The sequence below is a fragment of the Nonomuraea sediminis genome, assembly GCF_018531495.1.
Classification (GTDB): domain Bacteria; phylum Actinomycetota; class Actinomycetes; order Streptosporangiales; family Streptosporangiaceae; genus Nonomuraea; species Nonomuraea sediminis.
This window is the reverse complement of the sequence record NZ_JAHDTI010000012.1, coordinates 336,359-351,594: the sequence shown is the minus strand read 5'-3', so window position 1 is coordinate 351,594 and position 15,236 is coordinate 336,359. Positions and strand designations below refer to the sequence as shown.

Annotated in this window: 17 protein-coding genes; 7 read left to right on the top strand and 10 right to left on the bottom strand. The window is 71.6% G+C overall.

Annotation, left to right across the window (positions count from 1 at the left end; genetic code table 11):
- Positions 1–5: 5 nt before the first annotated feature.
- Genes KIK09_RS41520 through KIK09_RS41500 form a run of 5 tightly spaced genes read right to left on the bottom strand, consistent with a single transcriptional unit; the run spans position 6 to position 5,290 of the window.
- The gene (locus KIK09_RS41520) at positions 6–1,451 is read right to left on the bottom strand and encodes a lyase family protein (RefSeq protein WP_214324989.1); all 1,446 of its coding nucleotides are present in this window, start codon (positions 1,449–1,451) and stop codon (positions 6–8) included.
- Positions 1,448–2,344 (bottom strand): 1-aminocyclopropane-1-carboxylate deaminase/D-cysteine desulfhydrase, encoded by an 897-nt coding sequence (locus KIK09_RS41515; RefSeq protein WP_214324988.1) that lies wholly within the window; start codon positions 2,342–2,344, stop codon positions 1,448–1,450. The genes KIK09_RS41520 and KIK09_RS41515 overlap by 4 nt, the downstream gene beginning before the upstream one ends.
- Entirely contained in the window at positions 2,341–3,663 is a 1,323-nt protein-coding gene (locus KIK09_RS41510; protein ID WP_214324987.1) for a class-II fumarase/aspartase family protein, read from the bottom strand. Before KIK09_RS41510 ends, KIK09_RS41515 begins: the two co-directional genes overlap by 4 nt.
- On the bottom strand, positions 3,648–4,526 hold the full coding sequence (locus KIK09_RS41505; RefSeq protein WP_214324986.1) for an XcbA family protein: 879 nt from the start codon (positions 4,524–4,526) through the stop codon (positions 3,648–3,650). Before KIK09_RS41505 ends, KIK09_RS41510 begins: the two co-directional genes overlap by 16 nt.
- A complete protein-coding gene (locus tag KIK09_RS41500) occupies positions 4,523–5,290 on the bottom strand; it encodes a phosphosulfolactate synthase (protein WP_214324985.1) in 768 nt (255 codons plus the stop codon). The genes KIK09_RS41505 and KIK09_RS41500 overlap by 4 nt, the downstream gene beginning before the upstream one ends.
- Positions 5,291–5,338: 48 nt before the next feature.
- Here KIK09_RS41500 and KIK09_RS41495 point away from each other — a divergent pair, with 48 nt between their 5' ends.
- The gene (locus KIK09_RS41495; RefSeq protein WP_214324984.1) at positions 5,339–6,295 is read left to right on the top strand and encodes an AIR synthase related protein; all 957 of its coding nucleotides are present in this window, start codon (positions 5,339–5,341) and stop codon (positions 6,293–6,295) included.
- A 3-nt stretch (positions 6,296–6,298) separates the two neighbouring features.
- Here KIK09_RS41495 and KIK09_RS41490 read toward each other — a convergent pair whose 3' ends face one another.
- A complete protein-coding gene (locus KIK09_RS41490) occupies positions 6,299–7,477 on the bottom strand; it encodes an NAD(P)/FAD-dependent oxidoreductase (RefSeq protein ID WP_214324983.1) in 1,179 nt (392 codons plus the stop codon).
- A 164-nt stretch (positions 7,478–7,641) separates the two neighbouring features.
- On the opposite strand from KIK09_RS41490, the gene sigJ reads away from it, so the two are divergent.
- Both sigJ and KIK09_RS41480 read left to right on the top strand, forming a co-directional pair.
- Complete coding sequence (sigJ, locus tag KIK09_RS41485; RefSeq protein WP_214324982.1) at positions 7,642–8,574, top strand: RNA polymerase sigma factor SigJ; 933 nt, start codon at positions 7,642–7,644, stop codon at positions 8,572–8,574.
- A gap of 9 nt (positions 8,575–8,583) precedes the next feature.
- The gene (locus tag KIK09_RS41480) at positions 8,584–9,696 is read left to right on the top strand and encodes an FAD-dependent monooxygenase (protein ID WP_214324981.1); all 1,113 of its coding nucleotides are present in this window, start codon (positions 8,584–8,586) and stop codon (positions 9,694–9,696) included.
- Here the strand turns inward: KIK09_RS41480 and KIK09_RS41475 are convergent.
- Positions 9,676–10,536, bottom strand: coding sequence for a LysR family transcriptional regulator (locus KIK09_RS41475; RefSeq protein ID WP_214324980.1), 861 nt, complete (start codon positions 10,534–10,536; stop codon positions 9,676–9,678). The genes KIK09_RS41480 and KIK09_RS41475 overlap by 21 nt on opposite strands.
- A gap of 96 nt (positions 10,537–10,632) precedes the next feature.
- Between KIK09_RS41475 and KIK09_RS41470 the strand changes: the two genes are divergently transcribed.
- Complete coding sequence (locus tag KIK09_RS41470) at positions 10,633–11,571, top strand: quinone oxidoreductase family protein (protein ID WP_214324979.1); 939 nt, start codon at positions 10,633–10,635, stop codon at positions 11,569–11,571.
- Between the two features lie 50 nt (positions 11,572–11,621).
- Here KIK09_RS41470 and KIK09_RS41465 read toward each other — a convergent pair whose 3' ends face one another.
- Positions 11,622–12,311, bottom strand: coding sequence for a winged helix-turn-helix transcriptional regulator (locus KIK09_RS41465; protein ID WP_214324978.1), 690 nt, complete (start codon positions 12,309–12,311; stop codon positions 11,622–11,624).
- 90 nt (positions 12,312–12,401) lie between these two features.
- Between KIK09_RS41465 and KIK09_RS41460 the strand changes: the two genes are divergently transcribed.
- Positions 12,402–12,833, top strand: a complete 432-nt coding sequence (locus tag KIK09_RS41460) for an MFS transporter (protein WP_214324977.1) — start codon at positions 12,402–12,404, stop codon at positions 12,831–12,833.
- Between the two features lie 21 nt (positions 12,834–12,854).
- Here KIK09_RS41460 and KIK09_RS41455 read toward each other — a convergent pair whose 3' ends face one another.
- A complete protein-coding gene (locus tag KIK09_RS41455; RefSeq protein WP_308164634.1) occupies positions 12,855–13,187 on the bottom strand; it encodes a helix-turn-helix domain-containing protein in 333 nt (110 codons plus the stop codon).
- Between KIK09_RS41455 and KIK09_RS41450 the strand changes: the two genes are divergently transcribed.
- Positions 13,186–13,389, top strand: coding sequence for a zinc-binding dehydrogenase (locus KIK09_RS41450; RefSeq protein ID WP_250574597.1), 204 nt, complete (start codon positions 13,186–13,188; stop codon positions 13,387–13,389). The genes KIK09_RS41455 and KIK09_RS41450 overlap by 2 nt on opposite strands.
- 110 nt (positions 13,390–13,499) lie before the next feature.
- A complete protein-coding gene (locus tag KIK09_RS41445; protein ID WP_214324975.1) occupies positions 13,500–14,000 on the top strand; it encodes a GNAT family N-acetyltransferase in 501 nt (166 codons plus the stop codon).
- Here KIK09_RS41445 and KIK09_RS41440 read toward each other — a convergent pair whose 3' ends face one another.
- Complete coding sequence (locus KIK09_RS41440) at positions 14,001–15,197, bottom strand: L,D-transpeptidase (protein ID WP_250574596.1); 1,197 nt, start codon at positions 15,195–15,197, stop codon at positions 14,001–14,003.
- Positions 15,198–15,236 lie beyond the last annotated feature (39 nt).

Below are 15,236 nucleotides of genomic sequence, written 5' to 3'. Positions count from 1 at the left end.
CTCCTTCAGCGCCCCGCCAGGCTGCGGGCGCGGGCGCGGATCGCCTCTTCGGCCGCGTGCAGGGCCGCGCGGCGGGCCGCCGCCTCCGCGTTCAGCTCGGCGGCCTGCTCGCGGACGCCTTTGATCATGGGGGTCATGGCCGAGGGCGCGGCTCCGCCCAGGCCGGTGCGCGAGCCGACCAGAGCCTCCGGCGTGAGGCACGCCTGCAGCTCCGCGTCGTCGAACTGCAGGCGGTCCCCGGTGACCGCGGCGGCCGCGCGCGCGATCGCTTCCGCGTCGAGGGCGGCTTCGTGCTGTACGGCGTGCTGGACGACCCGGTGAGCGGTGCGGTAGTCGAGGTGGAACCGGCGCATGAGCAGTTCGGCCAGGTCGGCGGCCTGGGTGAAGCCCGCCTCCAGGGCCTGGCGCATCCGTGCCGGGTCGGTCTCGAGGGTGCGGATCACTCCGGTCGTCAGGCGGGTGGCGCGGTGGGCGAGGTCCAGGGAGCGTGGCAGCTCGCCGTACAGGTAGATGAGGTTGTCGCTGCGCGCCGACGGGGTCTTGATGACGGCGGTCAGGCCGGTCAGGCGGCCCAGCATGACGCCCGCCGACCCGCGGATGACCGCCAGGGAGTACGGGTTGCGCTTCTGCGGCATCGCGACGCTCGGGCGGGCGTAGGCCTCGGCCAGGGCGACAAAGCCGAACTCGGCGCCGGCGAAGATCTCCAGGTCTTCGGCGAGCTTGTCCTGGGTCAGCAGCAGGCTCGTGGCCGCGGCCAGGACGTGCATGAACGGGTCGGTCTGCCACATGGCGTCACGGGTGTGCGTGATCGCGCGGTCGAACCCGAGCGCACGGGCCGCCGCCTCCCGATCGTCGAGGATCGGCGAGCCGTTGGCCGCCCCCGCCCCGGCCAGGCCCGCGTTGACGTGCCCGAATTCGGCGAGCAGGCGCACCGCGTCACGCAGCACGGGATCGGCGAACGACAGCAGATAGTGGCCGAACGTGGTCGGCTGGGCCTGCTGCAGGTAGGTGTAGTCGGGCATGAGCGTGCCGGCGTGCCGCTCCGCCTGCCCGGCGAGCGTCGCGGCCAGCGCGCAGGCGGCTTCGACCAGGTCGAGGATCTGCCCGCGCACCCGGATGCGGAAGGCGGTGCGCACCGCCTCGCGGCGGGTGCGCCCTGCCCGCAGCCACCCCGCCTCCTCGCCGATCCGCTCCAGCAGGTGACGCTCGCGCGACACGTACGGCTCGCCGTAGCGCGGGTCGTAGCCGACGGCGTCGGCGGGCATGGCGGCCAGGTCCAGCAGCGCGCCCAGCAGCGGGCCGCGCACCCGGTCAGGCAGGATCCCCCGGTCGGCGAGTTCGACGCAGTGCGCCAGGTCGGCCAGGCCCAGCGCCTGGTGCAGCCACGGCGCGTCGGCGATCTCCCAGGCGTAACCGGCCGCCACCAGTTCCTCCGCGGGCCCGCCGCTCATGTCGCCGCCCCGGCCAGCAGGTCCAGCGCGCCGGGAAGGCCGCCGGTGTGCCAGAGCACGATGGGCGCCTGCTCGTGCCGAGCCCGCAGCGCCGCGACCGCGGCCAGCGCCTTGGTGCCGTATTTCGCGTCGAACAGGACGCCGTCGGCGCGCAGCGCGGCCAGCATGATGTGCGCGTCCCGATCGCCGGCCTGTCCGGTGGCGTCGATCAGCTCCCAGTCGGTGACCGCTTCGTGGCCCATCCGCGCGACCAGGTCGAGGATCTCGCTCCGGATCCGGGGCAACGGCCGGCTCACCGACACGCCGTAGACGCGCCACCTGGCGTCCAGGGCGGCCCGCCCGGCCAGCAGGCCGGCGATCGAGGCCCCCGACCCCACCGGCAGCACGACGATCGGCTCGTCGACGTCCAGTTGCGCGGCCAGCTCCTGCGCGGCGTGCGCGAAGCCGAGCGCGCCGACGGGCGTGGCACCGCCGCGCGGGATCGCGTACGGAGTGCGCCCGCGATCACGCAGCTGCTCGGCGCGCTCCTCGATCAGTTTGTCGAGCTCGGCCCGGTCCGCGCCGGTGTAGGACACCTTCGCCTCCGAGCAGGTCACCAGCTGCAGGGTGACCGGCACCTGCTTCTGGACCGTCCCGGAGACGAGGACCTCGCACTCCATGCCGCAGACCGACGCCGCCAGCGCCGCCCCCGCGATGAAGTTCGAACCCGGGGACCCTCCCGTGACCAGGACGTCCGCCCCGCGCGCCAGGGCATCGCCCAGGAGGAACTCCAGCGCCCGCGCCTTCGCGCCGGCCAGCCCGAACCCGGCGAGATCATCGCGCTTGAGGTACATGCCGGCGAACGGCTGCAGCGGCGTGGGCAGCAGGGCCAGTCGGCGGCGCGGAGCGCTCATCGCCGCACCTCCGGCGTGCCGCGGGCCACCACCGCGTCCACCATGGCCGCCGCCGTGGCCGGCTCCGGGCGGGCGGTCCAGCGGGCCAGGTCGGCGGGGTCGGCCACGCCGCGCGAGGCCAGCGCGGTCACCAGGTCGGCGTCCTCGCGCAGCGCCTCCTGCAGCAGGTGCTGCGCGCGGTGCTTGCCCAGGTGCCGCGACAGCTCCGCCAGCACACGTTCCGACGCCCAGCCGGTGCTGAGGAGGTTGTCGGCCATCCGGCCGGCGTCGACGACGAGACCGTCGACGAGGTCGGCGGCCAGCGCGGCGGCCGTGCCCGCCGCCAGCGCGACGTCGGGCAGCGCCGCCCATTCGGCCTTCCAGGCGCGCCCGTCCCGTTCGTGCCCGCTGACCATGCCCTCGACCAGGACGCCCGCCGCCGCCCGCGCCAGCCGGGCCAGCGTGTCCAGATGCTCGCTGATCTCGGGGTTGCGCTTGTGCGGCATGGTGATGCTGCCCACGGTGGCCCGCGCCGTACGCTCGGACAGCTCGGCGATCTCCGGCCGCTGCAGCTCGTAGACCTCGTTCCCGATGCGGGCGAGCGTGGCGGCGACCATGCTCATGGCCGCGCCGAACTCCGCGACACGGTCACGCGCCGAGGTCCACGACAGGAGCGGATCGTGCAGCCCGAGCCGGGCGCAGAACAGTCTGCGCAGCTCCTGGCCGTGCGGCTCGAAGAAGCCCAGCACGCCGACCGCGCCGGCCAGCTGGCCCACCGACCAGCGCTCGCCGCCTTCGCCGAGCCGGACGATGTGGCGCCCGACCTCGTCGGCCCACGTCGCGACCTTGAAACCGAAGGTGATCGGCGCGCCCGGCTGGCCGTGCGTACGGCCGGCCATGACCGTGTCGCGGTGCCGGGCCGCCAGCCGCAGCAACGCCCCGTGCATCCTGACCAGGTCGGCCACGACGAGCCGGCCGGTGTCCCGCATCACCAGCCCGAACCAGGTGTCGGTCAGATCCTGGACGGTGGCGCCGTAGTAGACGTACTCCCGCGCGGGCTCGGGCAGCAGCCGCTGCAGCCCGCGGATGAGCCCCAGCGTGGAATGCGAGGTCCGCCGGGTCTCAGCGGCCACGAACTCCAGGTCGAGGCGCTCGGCCCGGGCGTGCTCGGCGATCTGCCCGGCCGCCTCCTCCGGGATCAGCCCGAGGTCGGCCTGCGCCGCGGCCAGCGCGGACAGGATGTCCAGCCAGGTCTGCAGCCGCCGGTCGAAGACGGCCGTGAGCTCCGGCGTGGTCCACAGATGGGCGTACTCCGCCGATTCGGTCAGACGGGCCGCCATGACGGCTCCCATCTGCGCGCCACCTGCTCCAGCGCCTGGCGCACCTGGCCCAGCGTGGCGCCCCAGGGCACGACGACCGCCCCGTCGGCCTGCTCGATCCGGTCCTCGAGCAGGCAGCACTTGGTGAGCGTCGCGACGCCGGGATCGCGCGCCCGCAACCTGGGGCAGATCTCCACGGTCGCCGGACGCTCGCCGTAGAACCAGTCGTGAATGTCGCGCGACCTGGCGCAGCCGAGCAGCGTCCACTGCTGCAAGGGCGGCCGCCGGTCCAGATAGACGGTGGGGACACCGTCGACGCTCACACCTGAACCGCTGCACGGCAGCAGGTAACGCTCGGCCGGGGCCTGCGCGGCGAGCTGCTGGAACGTGACAGTGTCGGCCAGCGGCACGATCGGCGGCAGATCCTCCGCGACCTCCAGCAGGCGCCGCACCTGATCGACGAGCTTGGGCGGCTCCGGCGGCACGATCTCCTGTACGGCAAGCCGCAACGGATCGGGATCGACGATGAAGCTGACGTGGCCGTACCTGCCCTCGACCACCACGGCCCGCATCCCCGCAGCCAGCGAAAGCGCGATCCTGGCCAGCGTGGACGGCACCGCCGTGTCGGCCTCCGGAGCCACGACGTACGCGCACTCCCCCGGCGGCGCGATGACCTCGACCGAGGTGATCGGCGAGAACAGCGGCTCGTCCGACTCCTTCTCCACCCGCAGCAGTGTCGTGCCGCCCTCCTCGTCGCGGACCACGAGGAAGCGCGTGCGCCGGTAGGCCTCCCTGCCCAGGAACAACCGCCGCAGGTCGACCGGCCTGCCGACGTGTGCCACGGAAACGCCGCGGTAGGCGCTCGGGACGAGGTTCGAGGTCATGGAGGCTCGTCGACCGAGAGGGCGGCGGTGTCGGCGCGCAGTCCCAGCCGGAGGGTGGCCAGCGGGAGCACGTCGCCGGGCGCGATGTTGGCGAGGTTGACCGCGGGGCCGAACCGGTTGATCAGCCAGGCCTGCTGCGCGGTGCGGGGAGCCTCGAACATCACCCGCTCGACCCCGGCCGCGCTGACAGCGGCCTGGATGATGTCCTGCCGGGGGCGGCCAGAATCGTCGTAGATGCCGACCGTTCCGCTCTCCCGGCCTTCCGTGACGATCCAGGTGGCGCCGGCGGCCAGGTCCTCGGCGATCTCGTCCTGCCACTGGGCCGCCGACAGCGCCGCCGCCGGGTTCTTGACCCCGGTCTCGGCGAACACGGTGAAGGCGTGGCCGGCCTTCTTGATGAGGTCCCGCTTGTCGTCCAGGGTCATCTCCACGACTCCGCGGGAGACCTCGACGGCGTCGAATCCGGCGCTTTCCGCCCAGGCCAGGCACTCGTCCGCTTTGCCTTGTGACCAGGCGATCTCGAGCAGCGTCCCGCCCAGGCAGCTGCTGACCTGGTGGGCGCGCAGGAGGCGGAGCTTGCGGTTGAGGCCGGGGTCGACGTAGGCGATGCCCCAGCCGAACTTCCACACGTCGATGTGCTCACCGGCCGACTCGAGCGTGGCGGCGGCGGCGCCGGGAGTGAGGCCCTTGTCGAGGACGTGGGTGCGGCCCCACCCGCGCGGCTTGCCGGGCATGGTGGGCAGCGTCAGGAAGCCAGGCCCCACGTCCTCTATGTTACGATGTCTGTTTACTTTGCGACAAGAGGTGGCCTCATGGCCGAACTCGACGAGGTCATCGCGGCAGTGACCAGCAGTCCGGCGATCACCGCGAAACGCTCGATCGGGCTGGTGTCGGAGGTGCTCGGCGCCTCCGGGTGGGTCGAGGGGCCCGGCGACGACGGGGCCGCCGTGGACGTGAACGGCAGCACGGTCATCGCCTGCGGTGAGGCGCTGTGGCCGCCGTTCGTCCGCGCCGACCCCTTCGGCGCGGGCGTGGCGGCGGTGCTGACCAACGTCAACGACGTGGCCGCGATGGGCGGGCTGCCGCTGGGGATCGTGGACACGGTCGTGGCCGACGAGGCCACCGCGCGCACCGCCCTGGAGGGCATGCGTTACGCCTCACGGCTGTACGACGTCCCGATCATCGGCGGTCACCTCACGATCTCCGACACCTCCCCGTCGATCTCCGCTTTCGCCGTCGGGTCCGCCGATGCCCTGCTGTCGATCACGCACGTCCGCGCCGGGCAGGACCTGGTGGTGGCGGCCTGCACCGAAGGGTCCATGCGGGAGGACTTCCCGTTCTTCCCCTCCTTCGACGAGCGCGGCCAGGATCTGGCCCAGGACATCCGCCTGCTGGCCGAGATCGCGGGAAAGGGCCTGGCCGTGGCGGCCAAGGACATCAGCATGGCCGGCCTGGTCGGCTCCCTCGCCATGCTCCTCGAATGGGGCACCTTCGGGGCGGACATCGCCCTGGAGGCCCTTCCCGCGCCCCGCGACGTGCCGCTCGCGCGGTGGTGCATCTGCTTCCCCTGCTACGGATTCCTGCTGACCTGCGAGCCCGACCAGAGCGACGCATGCGTGCACGCCTTCACCTCCCGCGGCCTGTCGGCGGCCAGGGTCGGCGCCATCGACACCACCGGTGTGATCACCCTCACCGCCGACGGCCGCACACGCCCCGCATTCGATCTGACAGCCGAACGGGTGACCGGCCTGACCCGCTTCCCGGGATGAGGGTCACGGCGTGGTGACCACTCGCGCGGCGGGGGCGGGCTGCTCGGGTCGCGGGCCGCCCTTGGGCCACCACATGGAACCCGGCTCGCGGGCCTCCCGGCGAATTCTGTTGTCCACCACGAAGTTACAGGTCTTCTCCTTGATCGCCGCGCCCATGCGACCGCCGATGTAGACGTTCATCGCGGTGTCGTCCTTGCGGGCGAGCTGCCGGATACCGGCGCGCCGGCCGAGGCTGACGCACGCTCCTGACATGGCCACGTCGATCACCGCCGGTTCGGTCCCCGCGATGCGGCTCAGCACGGTGTTGGCGGCCTGCACCCCGAGCGGCCCGGCAACGTACGTGCTCATCCGCAGCGGCCGGCCCGACGGCGCGGCGGCGTCCCCGGCCGCGACGATGCGGTCGTCGTCGACACTGGTCAACGTCTCGTCAGTGAGCGGCCGGCCGAGCGCGTCGGTGCGCAGCCCGCTCGCCGCCGCCAGCTCCGGCACACCGAAACCACCCGTCCAGATGGTCAGCGCGCTCGTACGCACCCCACCGTCGGCGACGACGACCGCGTCCGGCCGCACCTCACTCACCACGCAGGCCTCGAGCACCACGACACCGTGCCGGGTCAGCCATTTGGCGATGTATCGGCGACCAGGTGCGCTGAATGTCGGCGCCAGGGTCTGGCCACACACCAGCGTGACCCTGCGCCCTTGCTCGGCCAGCTCGGCGGCCGTCTCGATGCCGGTCAATCCGCCGCCGACCACGGTGACCGGAGCGTCGAGGGGCAACTCCTCCAGCCTGGCGCGCAGCCGCTGCGCGTACTCGAATTCAGCGATGTCGAAGGCGAATTCGGCCGCGCCGGGCACCGATGACGGTACGGCCCTGGTGCTGCCGACCGCGTAGATCACGTAGTCGTAATCCAGGGTGCGGCCCGACGCCAGTTCCACGGTCCGGGCGGCGGTGTCGATGCGCGTGGCGCTGTCGACGACCAGCTGGATGCCCTCGCCGAGCAGCGTGCCGTAGTCGATCGTGGCGCCGCCGGTGCCGGCCACGAACTGGTGCAGCCGGATGCGTTCGACGAACTGCGGGCGCGGATTGACCAGAGTGATGTCGACGTCGGCGCGCATCCGCAGACGGTTGGCCGCGAGGGTTCCGGCGTAACCGCCCCCGATGACGACGACCTTGTGGCTGGACATGGCGGGGTGTCCCTTCTCGATCTCAAAGGTGTCTCACCAGTCCGACAACCCGACCCCTCGGAATGTGAGGCGACGCGCCGACCTCACACTTCACCGCGCTGTCTTGTCGGACTGGTGAGGGCAGACCCGACCAAGGGAGTCAGTGACACGATGGCCAGGAGACCATGACCACCCCATCCGAGCCAGGACACGACCGGCCCCATCCGGGCCTGAGCGCGATCATGAACGAACGGCACCAGCTGATCAATCTCGCCTACCGGCTGCTCGGCTCCCTGGCCGACGCCGAAGATGTCGTCCAGGAGACCTACACCCGCTGGTACGCCATGTCCCGGCAGCAGCAGGACGCCATCGAAAACCCCGGCGCCTGGCTGACCAAGGTCGCCAGCCGCATCTGCCTCAACGTGCTCTCCTCGGCACGGGTCCGGCGCGAGACCTACGTGGGCGAATGGATCCCCGAGCCGCTGCCCGAACCCACGGAGTGGATCAGCAGGCAGCCGGCCGACCCGGCCGACCGCGTCACCCTCGACGAATCGGTCAACATGGCCTTCCTCGTCGTGCTCGAATCGATGACCCCGGCAGAACGCGTCGCGTTCATCCTGCACGACGTCTTCCGCTACTCCTTCGCCGAAGTCGCCGACATCGTCGGCCGTACTCCGGCGGCCTGCCGCCAGCTGGCCTCCTCGGCCCGCCGCCGCGTCAGCGCCGCGCAGGCTCCCGCGACCCCGGCAGCCCGGCAGGCCCGCATCGTCAGGGACTTCAAGCAGGCCTGGGAAGCCAAGGACATCGACGCCCTCATGGGTCTCCTCGACCCCGGCGCCTCAGTGATCGCCGACAGCGGCGGCCTCGCCAGTGCCGTGCTCCGCCCGATCGAAGGCGCTGAGCAGATCGCGCGCTCACTGGTCAACTTCGCCGGCAGGCTACGCGAACTGACGATCTTGGAGCGTACGGTCAACGGCCGGCCCGGCCTGGTGGCGCAGCAAGACGGCGTCACCGTGACGGTGTACGCGTTCGAGGTCGCAGGCGACCGGATCAAGCACATCTGGGGAGTACGCAACCCCGAAAAGCTCGGACCCTGGGTGGTAGGCCCGGGGCGTTGAAAGGGCATCATGACCGACACGCAGGTAGTGATCGCAGGCGCGGGGCCGACGGGGCTGATGCTCGCGTGCGAGCTGCGGCTCGCCGGGGTCGACGTGCTCGTGCTCGAGCGTCTCCCGAAGCCTCGAACGGTGGAATCGCGGGCCGGTGGCCTGCACATCCGCACGATGGAGACGCTCGATCAGCGGGGCCTCCTCGACCGGTTCCTCGAGCGCGGACGCCGGATGCAGGGCGTGCACTTCTCCGGCCTGCGGCTCGACGTCTCCGATGTGGCGACGCGGCAGCCGTACGTGCTCGTCATCGTGCAGTCCGAGGTGGAACGGCTGCTGGAGGAGCGTGCGGCGGAGGTCGGGGTACGGCTGCGCCGCGGCGCCGAGGTGACGGGGTTCTCCCAGGACGGAACGGGTGTCACGGTGGAGCTCGCGGACGGGTCGCGTGTCCGGACGGGCTATCTCGCCGGCGACGCGGCGCACATCCACTTCCCGGCGGGCGGTCAGGGCCTCAACACCGGCGTGCAGGACGCGGTCAACCTCGGCTGGAAGCTCGCCGCCGTCGTCCGCGGCCAGGCCCCGGACCCGCTGCTCGACACCTACCACGCCGAACGCCATCCGGTCGCCGCCCGCGTCCTGCACAACACCCGCGCCCAGACCACACTCTGGCGGGTGGACGATCACACCTCCGCGCTTCGCGAGGTGCTGGGCGATCTCATCGGCATCGACGAGGTACGGCTGCGCCTGGCCGGCATGATCACGGCGACCGACATCCGGTACCCGATGGAGGGGACGGACGACCTGCTCGGCCGGCGGATCCCGGATCTCGACCTCGAACACGGCCGCGTCCACGAGCTCCTGCACCGCGCCCGGGCGGTGCTGCTGGATCTTGGTGGTCTCCCGCCGCTCGACGCCGTGGTGACCGGCTGGGCGGACCGGGTCGATCTCGTCCGCGCCCGTCCTGCCGAGGGCTGCGATCTCGGCGCCGACGCCGTACTCATCCGCCCCGACGGACATGTAGCCTGGGTCACCCGCGCCGGCGAGCGGCCGGACCTGGACACTCTCCGGACCGCCCTGACGACGTGGCTCGGCCCGGCACGCCTGACCGGACGTTCAAGCCTTGAGCGTGCGTAGTTCCCCGAGCAGGTCACGGATGACCGCCGACCCGACGAGTTCCGGCGTCGTCACATAGCCCACGCGCCGCAGCGGCGCGTCATCGCCCAATCCGACCGTGGCCACCTTGGGCGGCGCGCCCACCGCGGACAGCCGCGGCACGATCGCCGCCCCGAGCCCGTGCCCGACCATCGACATCACCACCCCGTCGTCCTCGACCGTGATGTCACCGGGCGGGATCCACTCCTGCCGCGCCAGCCAGCGCCGCGTCTCCCCCGAGCAGTTCTCGTGCCAGTCGATCATGGGCAGCGACCGCGGATCCGGATGCCCCTGCGGATAGGCCAGCACGTACGGCTCCGCGTACAGCTCCTTACTGACCAGCCCCTCCACATACACCGGCAGCGAGACGACCCCCACATCGGCCCGCCCGTCGACCACCTCCCCCGCGATCCCCCTGCCCAGGTCGGGCACGATACGCACGTCCACGGTCACCCGCGGATGGCGCTGCCCGAACCGCACCAGCACGCCCGGCAGCAGGTGGAAGGCGGCACTGCGGAAGGCGGCCAGCCGGATGGTCCCCGTGGCCTCGCCGCGGGCGGCGGTGTGCGTGTCGGCCTTCATGACCTCCATGAGGCGCAGGATGCGCCGCGCGTGCCCGACCGCCGCCGCGCCCGCCGCGGTGGCCCGCGCCCCGCCGCGCCCGCGCGAGAACAGTACGGTGCCCATCTTCCGCTCGGCGGCGCGCAGCGCGTGGGAGACCGCCGACTGGGTCAGCCCGAGCCGCGTCCCCGCGCCCGACACGCTGCCCTCGCCGTCCACGGCGACGAGCACCCGCATCTCGACCGCACTCAGATCACTCACGGCGACGACAACGCATGAAAGACCTTCATACATTCCGGCTCATCCAGAAAAGGCACCCGCTACCAGGCACGACGACCCGGCCGTAGCGTCGTGGCCATGAGAGCGATGCGTGCCGAACGACTCGGCGAACCTGACGTGCTGGCCCTGGCCGAAGTACCCGACCCGGTGCCCGGGCCGGGCGAGATCCTGGTGGAGGTGGAGGCGGCCGGCCTCAATTTCGCCGACGCCGAGCAGTTGCGTGGTTCCTATCTGCCGCCGAAGCTGCCGTTCATTCCCGGCGGCGAGGTCGTCGGCCGGACTCCGGACGGCCGCAGGGTGCTGGCCTTCGCCGACGCGGCCTACGCGTCGAAGTCCGTGGTGCGGACGCCGGTGGAGATCCCGGAGGACCTGCCCGCCGGGGCCGCGCTGGCCGTACTGGTGCAGGGACTGACCGCATGGCACCTCCTGCGTACGGCGGCGCGGCTCGTGCCGGGTGAGAGCGTCGTGGTCAACGCCGCGGCCGGAGGCGTGGGCCATCTGGCGGTGCAGCTCGCGAAGGAGTTCGGCGCGGGCCGGGTGATCGGCACGGCCTCCACCCCGGACAAGCGCAAGCTGGTGCTCGACCTGGGCGCGGACGCGGCGGTGGACGGATCAGCGGACGGCTATGCCGAAAGGGTGCTCGCGGCCAACGGCGGCGAGCCGGTGAACGTGGTGCTGGACGCGGTGGGCGGGCCGGTCTTCGACGCCGCGACCCGCGTGCTCGCGCCCTTCGGCCGCCTGATCGCCTACGGGACCTCGAGCGGGGAGGATTCGTCGCCGGTCGACCCGGGCCTGCTGAGCGAGCACAACATCTCGGTGGGCGGCTACTGGCTCGGCGCCCACATGCGCCTGCCGGGCAGCACCGCCGCCGAGGCGCTGACCGAGCTGATCGCGCTGACCGCCGCCGGGCGGCTGCGCCCGGTGACCGGCGCCGAGTACAAGCTGGAGGAGGCCGGGCGGGCGCTGGCGGACCTGGCGACCCGCCGTACCGTCGGAAAGGTCATCCTGCGCCCATGACAGAAGACCGCCCGCGAAAACGGTAGGTCGGCCGTCACCGGGCTGGACATCTACCGGGTGTGGGAGCCGGCCACTTCTGCGTTCTGATCGGCGGACGGCCACGGGTCGGAGACCGCGTGCAGCAGGCGGCCGATGGCCGACAGATCCCCTACGACGGTGACGCTGCCGTCGGCACATGCGGCGGCGAGTGTGGCCGGATCGGTCAGCAGGGCGCTGAGCGTCTTGGGCTCCGCACGGAGCGAGGCGTCCGCTGTCGCGGTTTCACCGGGCTGCACCTGAACCCGTCCGGACGCCAGGCGGACCGTCCACACCCGGCCGTCGAGCTCGAGACGGCATGTCGTGGGCGGCGCCGCGGGGTCGGGGCGAGCGGCACCTTGCAGGAAGATCAGCACGGAGGTGGCGCTGAGCGCGGCCGGCGGCGGGGGCTGCGGCGCGTCGATCCCCCAGTCGCCCAGAGCCAGCACGATCGGTTCCAGCTTCCGACCCCACTCGGTCAGCTCGTAGACCCGCGGGCCTTCCTCCGGCGCCTGTCTGTGGCGGATCACCCCGTTGTGTTCGAGTTCTCGGAGCCGGTCTGCGAGCAGGTTCGAGCTGACGTGGGGCAGAGCGCGCCGCAGCTCCGAGAAACGTTGAGGCACCAAGACCAGCTCGCGCACGACCAGCAGGGCCCATCGCTCCCCGACGACGTCGAGGGCCCGGGCGATCCCACACGAGTCCCGATAGCTACGGCTGGTTGGCATGGCCACTCTCCTCATCCAATCCGATCCTAAACCACAATAGCATTCAGTTGTTTTTCGCAACCGCCTGCGGCCTAGGGTGTGGCCACCGCGGTGGGCTCGTTCGCCGGCGGCCGGTTCGCCGACCAGAACGCCGCGCGCACCCTGATCGTCGGCGCCATCGGTGTGGCGGCCTCCCTGCTGGTGCTCTACCTTGTCGGCACGATCGCCGTGCTCGTGGCCCTGGCGCTGGTGGCTTTCGGCTTGTTCGCCATGGGCATGGTGCCCTCGATGCAGTACCGCGTGGTGAGCCTGGCCGGCCCGGGTGGACAGCTGGCGTCCTCGCTGCCCGCCTCCGCGGCCAACGTCGGCATCGCGTTGGGCTCATATGCCGGTGGCGTGGCGATCGGCACCTTCACCGCCTCGTCCACGGTGATCACCGGCCTGATCATTGCGGTGATCTCCATCCCGGTCGCCTGGGCCACCAGCTTCCTGAAGCCTCCGGTAACTGCGAACGCGACAGAGCCCGCAGCGGCGACGGCGTGACCAGACGTCGGCTTCCCGGGTTCAGCGCGGCCACCTCACGCGGCACTCGGCGTTCAGGCGGCCGCGGTCGTGGTGGCGGGGCGGAAGGTGCGGCGGTAGGCCTGGGGGGGTGACGCCGATGGCGGCGTGGAGGTGCCGGCGCAGGGAGACGCCGGTGCCGAACCCGGCGCGATGGGCGACGAGGTCGACGGGCCAGTCGGTGGTCTCCAGGTAGTGGCGCGCCAGGTCGACGCGCTGCCGGATCAGCCATTGGCTGGGGGTGGTGCCGGTCTCGTCGCGGAAGCGGCGCGTGAAGGTGCGCACGCTCATGTTGGCGTGGGCGGCCAGGGTGAGGGGTTCGGCGAGCCGTTCCATGGCCCATGCCTGGGTGCGGGCGGGGTTCCTGCTCGTCGAGCCCGACCAGCAGGGCCTGCGCGAGATCACCAAGCTGGTCGAGGACGGCCGCCTGCGGGTGATCGCCGACTCGGTCTTCCCGCTGGAGGACGCCGCCGTCGCCCACACGTTGGGCGAGACGGGCCGCACCACGGGAAAGATCGTCCTTTCCGTCACGCCGTGACTTCTCCCCGCACGGCCAGGCGAAGTACGACCCGAACCAGCTGTTCCGCATCAACCACAACAAGCCACCCTTGCGCGAAGTGTCGGAAATCTGCCCATAAGGTGGGGATCATGGAGATTCGGGTGGCTGGGTCGTCGGATGTGGCGGCGGTGCTGGGGATGTTCGACAGCGCGGTGGCGTGGCTGGTGGCGCAGGGGCGGACCGGGCAGTGGGGTAGCGAGCCGTTCACCGGCAACGCCAAGCGCACCGCCCAGGTCGAGGCGTGGGTCGGCAGCGGCGGGATGCGGATCGCCGAGGTCGACGGGCAGGCCGCCGGCTGCGTGACGGTGGGAGCGCCGGTGGCCTACGTCGAACCCGCGCCCGAGCCGGAGCTGTACGTCCAGGGCCTGGTCACCGACCAGCGGTTCGCCGGGCGCGGCGTGGGCCGGACGCTGCTGGAGTGGGCGGGCCAGGAGGCGCGCCGCCGCGGCGTCGGGCTGCTGCGGGTGGACTGCTACGCCGGTGACGACGGCAAGCTGGTCACCTTCTATGAAAGCTGCGGCTTCGTCCGCGAGGCGCCCTTCACCGTCGGCACCTGGCCGGGCCAGGTGCTCCAGCGGCGCATCGCCTGATCAGGACTTCTTGTACAGGGCGCTGCCCTTCTTCCACTGCTTGAAGGGCAGCTGCCAGAAGCCCCAGCCGTTGTTCCACTCCAGCTCGCGAGTGGTGCCGGAGATGACGACGACGTCGCCGCGCTGGAAGTGGTCGTAGAACCACTTGGCCTGGTCGGGCCGGGCGTTGATGCAGCCGTGGGAGACGTTGGAGCGGCCCTGGGCCCAGACGTTGTCCTTGGCGTGGACGTACTCGCCGGAGCTGGAGATGCGCACGGCGTGACCGATCATGACGTCGTAGTAGCCGGGGTCGCCCTTCTTGCGGCCGGGCGAGATCATGCGGACCGGGTTGCCGCGCTCCATCGTCAGGTGGACGCCGTTGGTGGTGGTGTACTCGCGGGTGGTGGCCATACCGGCGCTGATGCGCATGGTCTGGATCTTCTTGCCGTCCTTGTACACGTACATCATGTGCTTCTTGACGTCCACCTTGCTGATCATCTGGGCGCCGATCTTCAGCGTGGCGGTGCTGTTCTTGACCCCGTACAGGCCCTTGCCTGCCTTGACGCCGTTGAGCATGGCGTTGAAGCGGACCTTCTGGTGGGCCGGCCAGTACTTGGCGGTGCGGTAGATGACGACCGTGTCGTTGATCCACCGCCAGGCGCCGGTGACCGGCTTGTCCGCCTTGATCTGCAGGGCACGCTCGACGGCGGCCTTCTGCTCGACCGGCTGGTTGAAGGTGACGATGATCGGCGCCCCCACGCCGACCGTCTCACCCGCGGCGGCCGGTGTGACATCTGCCACGGCCAGCTCACGCTCGGGCTTGAGCGTCTTGAACTTGCTGGAGGCGGTGGTGACACCGGACTTGGCCGAGACGGTGTAGGCGCTGGACACGCGCAGCGTGCCGGTCGAGACCCACTTGGTCTTGTCGGCGTTGAAGCTGCCCTGTACGGCCTTGCCGCCGCTTTCCGCGCTGACCTCGTCCAGCGTGCCGCCGGAGGCGGTCACGACGATCTTCTTGGCCGGGTCGACCTTGGCGGCGCCCTCGGCCGGGGTGATGGTGATCGTCGGCGCCTGGGGGCTGACCGAAGCGGTGGGATCGTCGGGTGCGCCGGGCGTGCGGGTGGCGGCATTGCCACTCGTGCACGATGCCGTCAGCGCCGCCGCGGCCAGCAACGCGACCCCGGCGACCGGTTTCCTCCAAGTGGGCGCAACGTTCAAGTTAGATCTCTCCCCCATTACAGCAAAGCGCACCTAGAG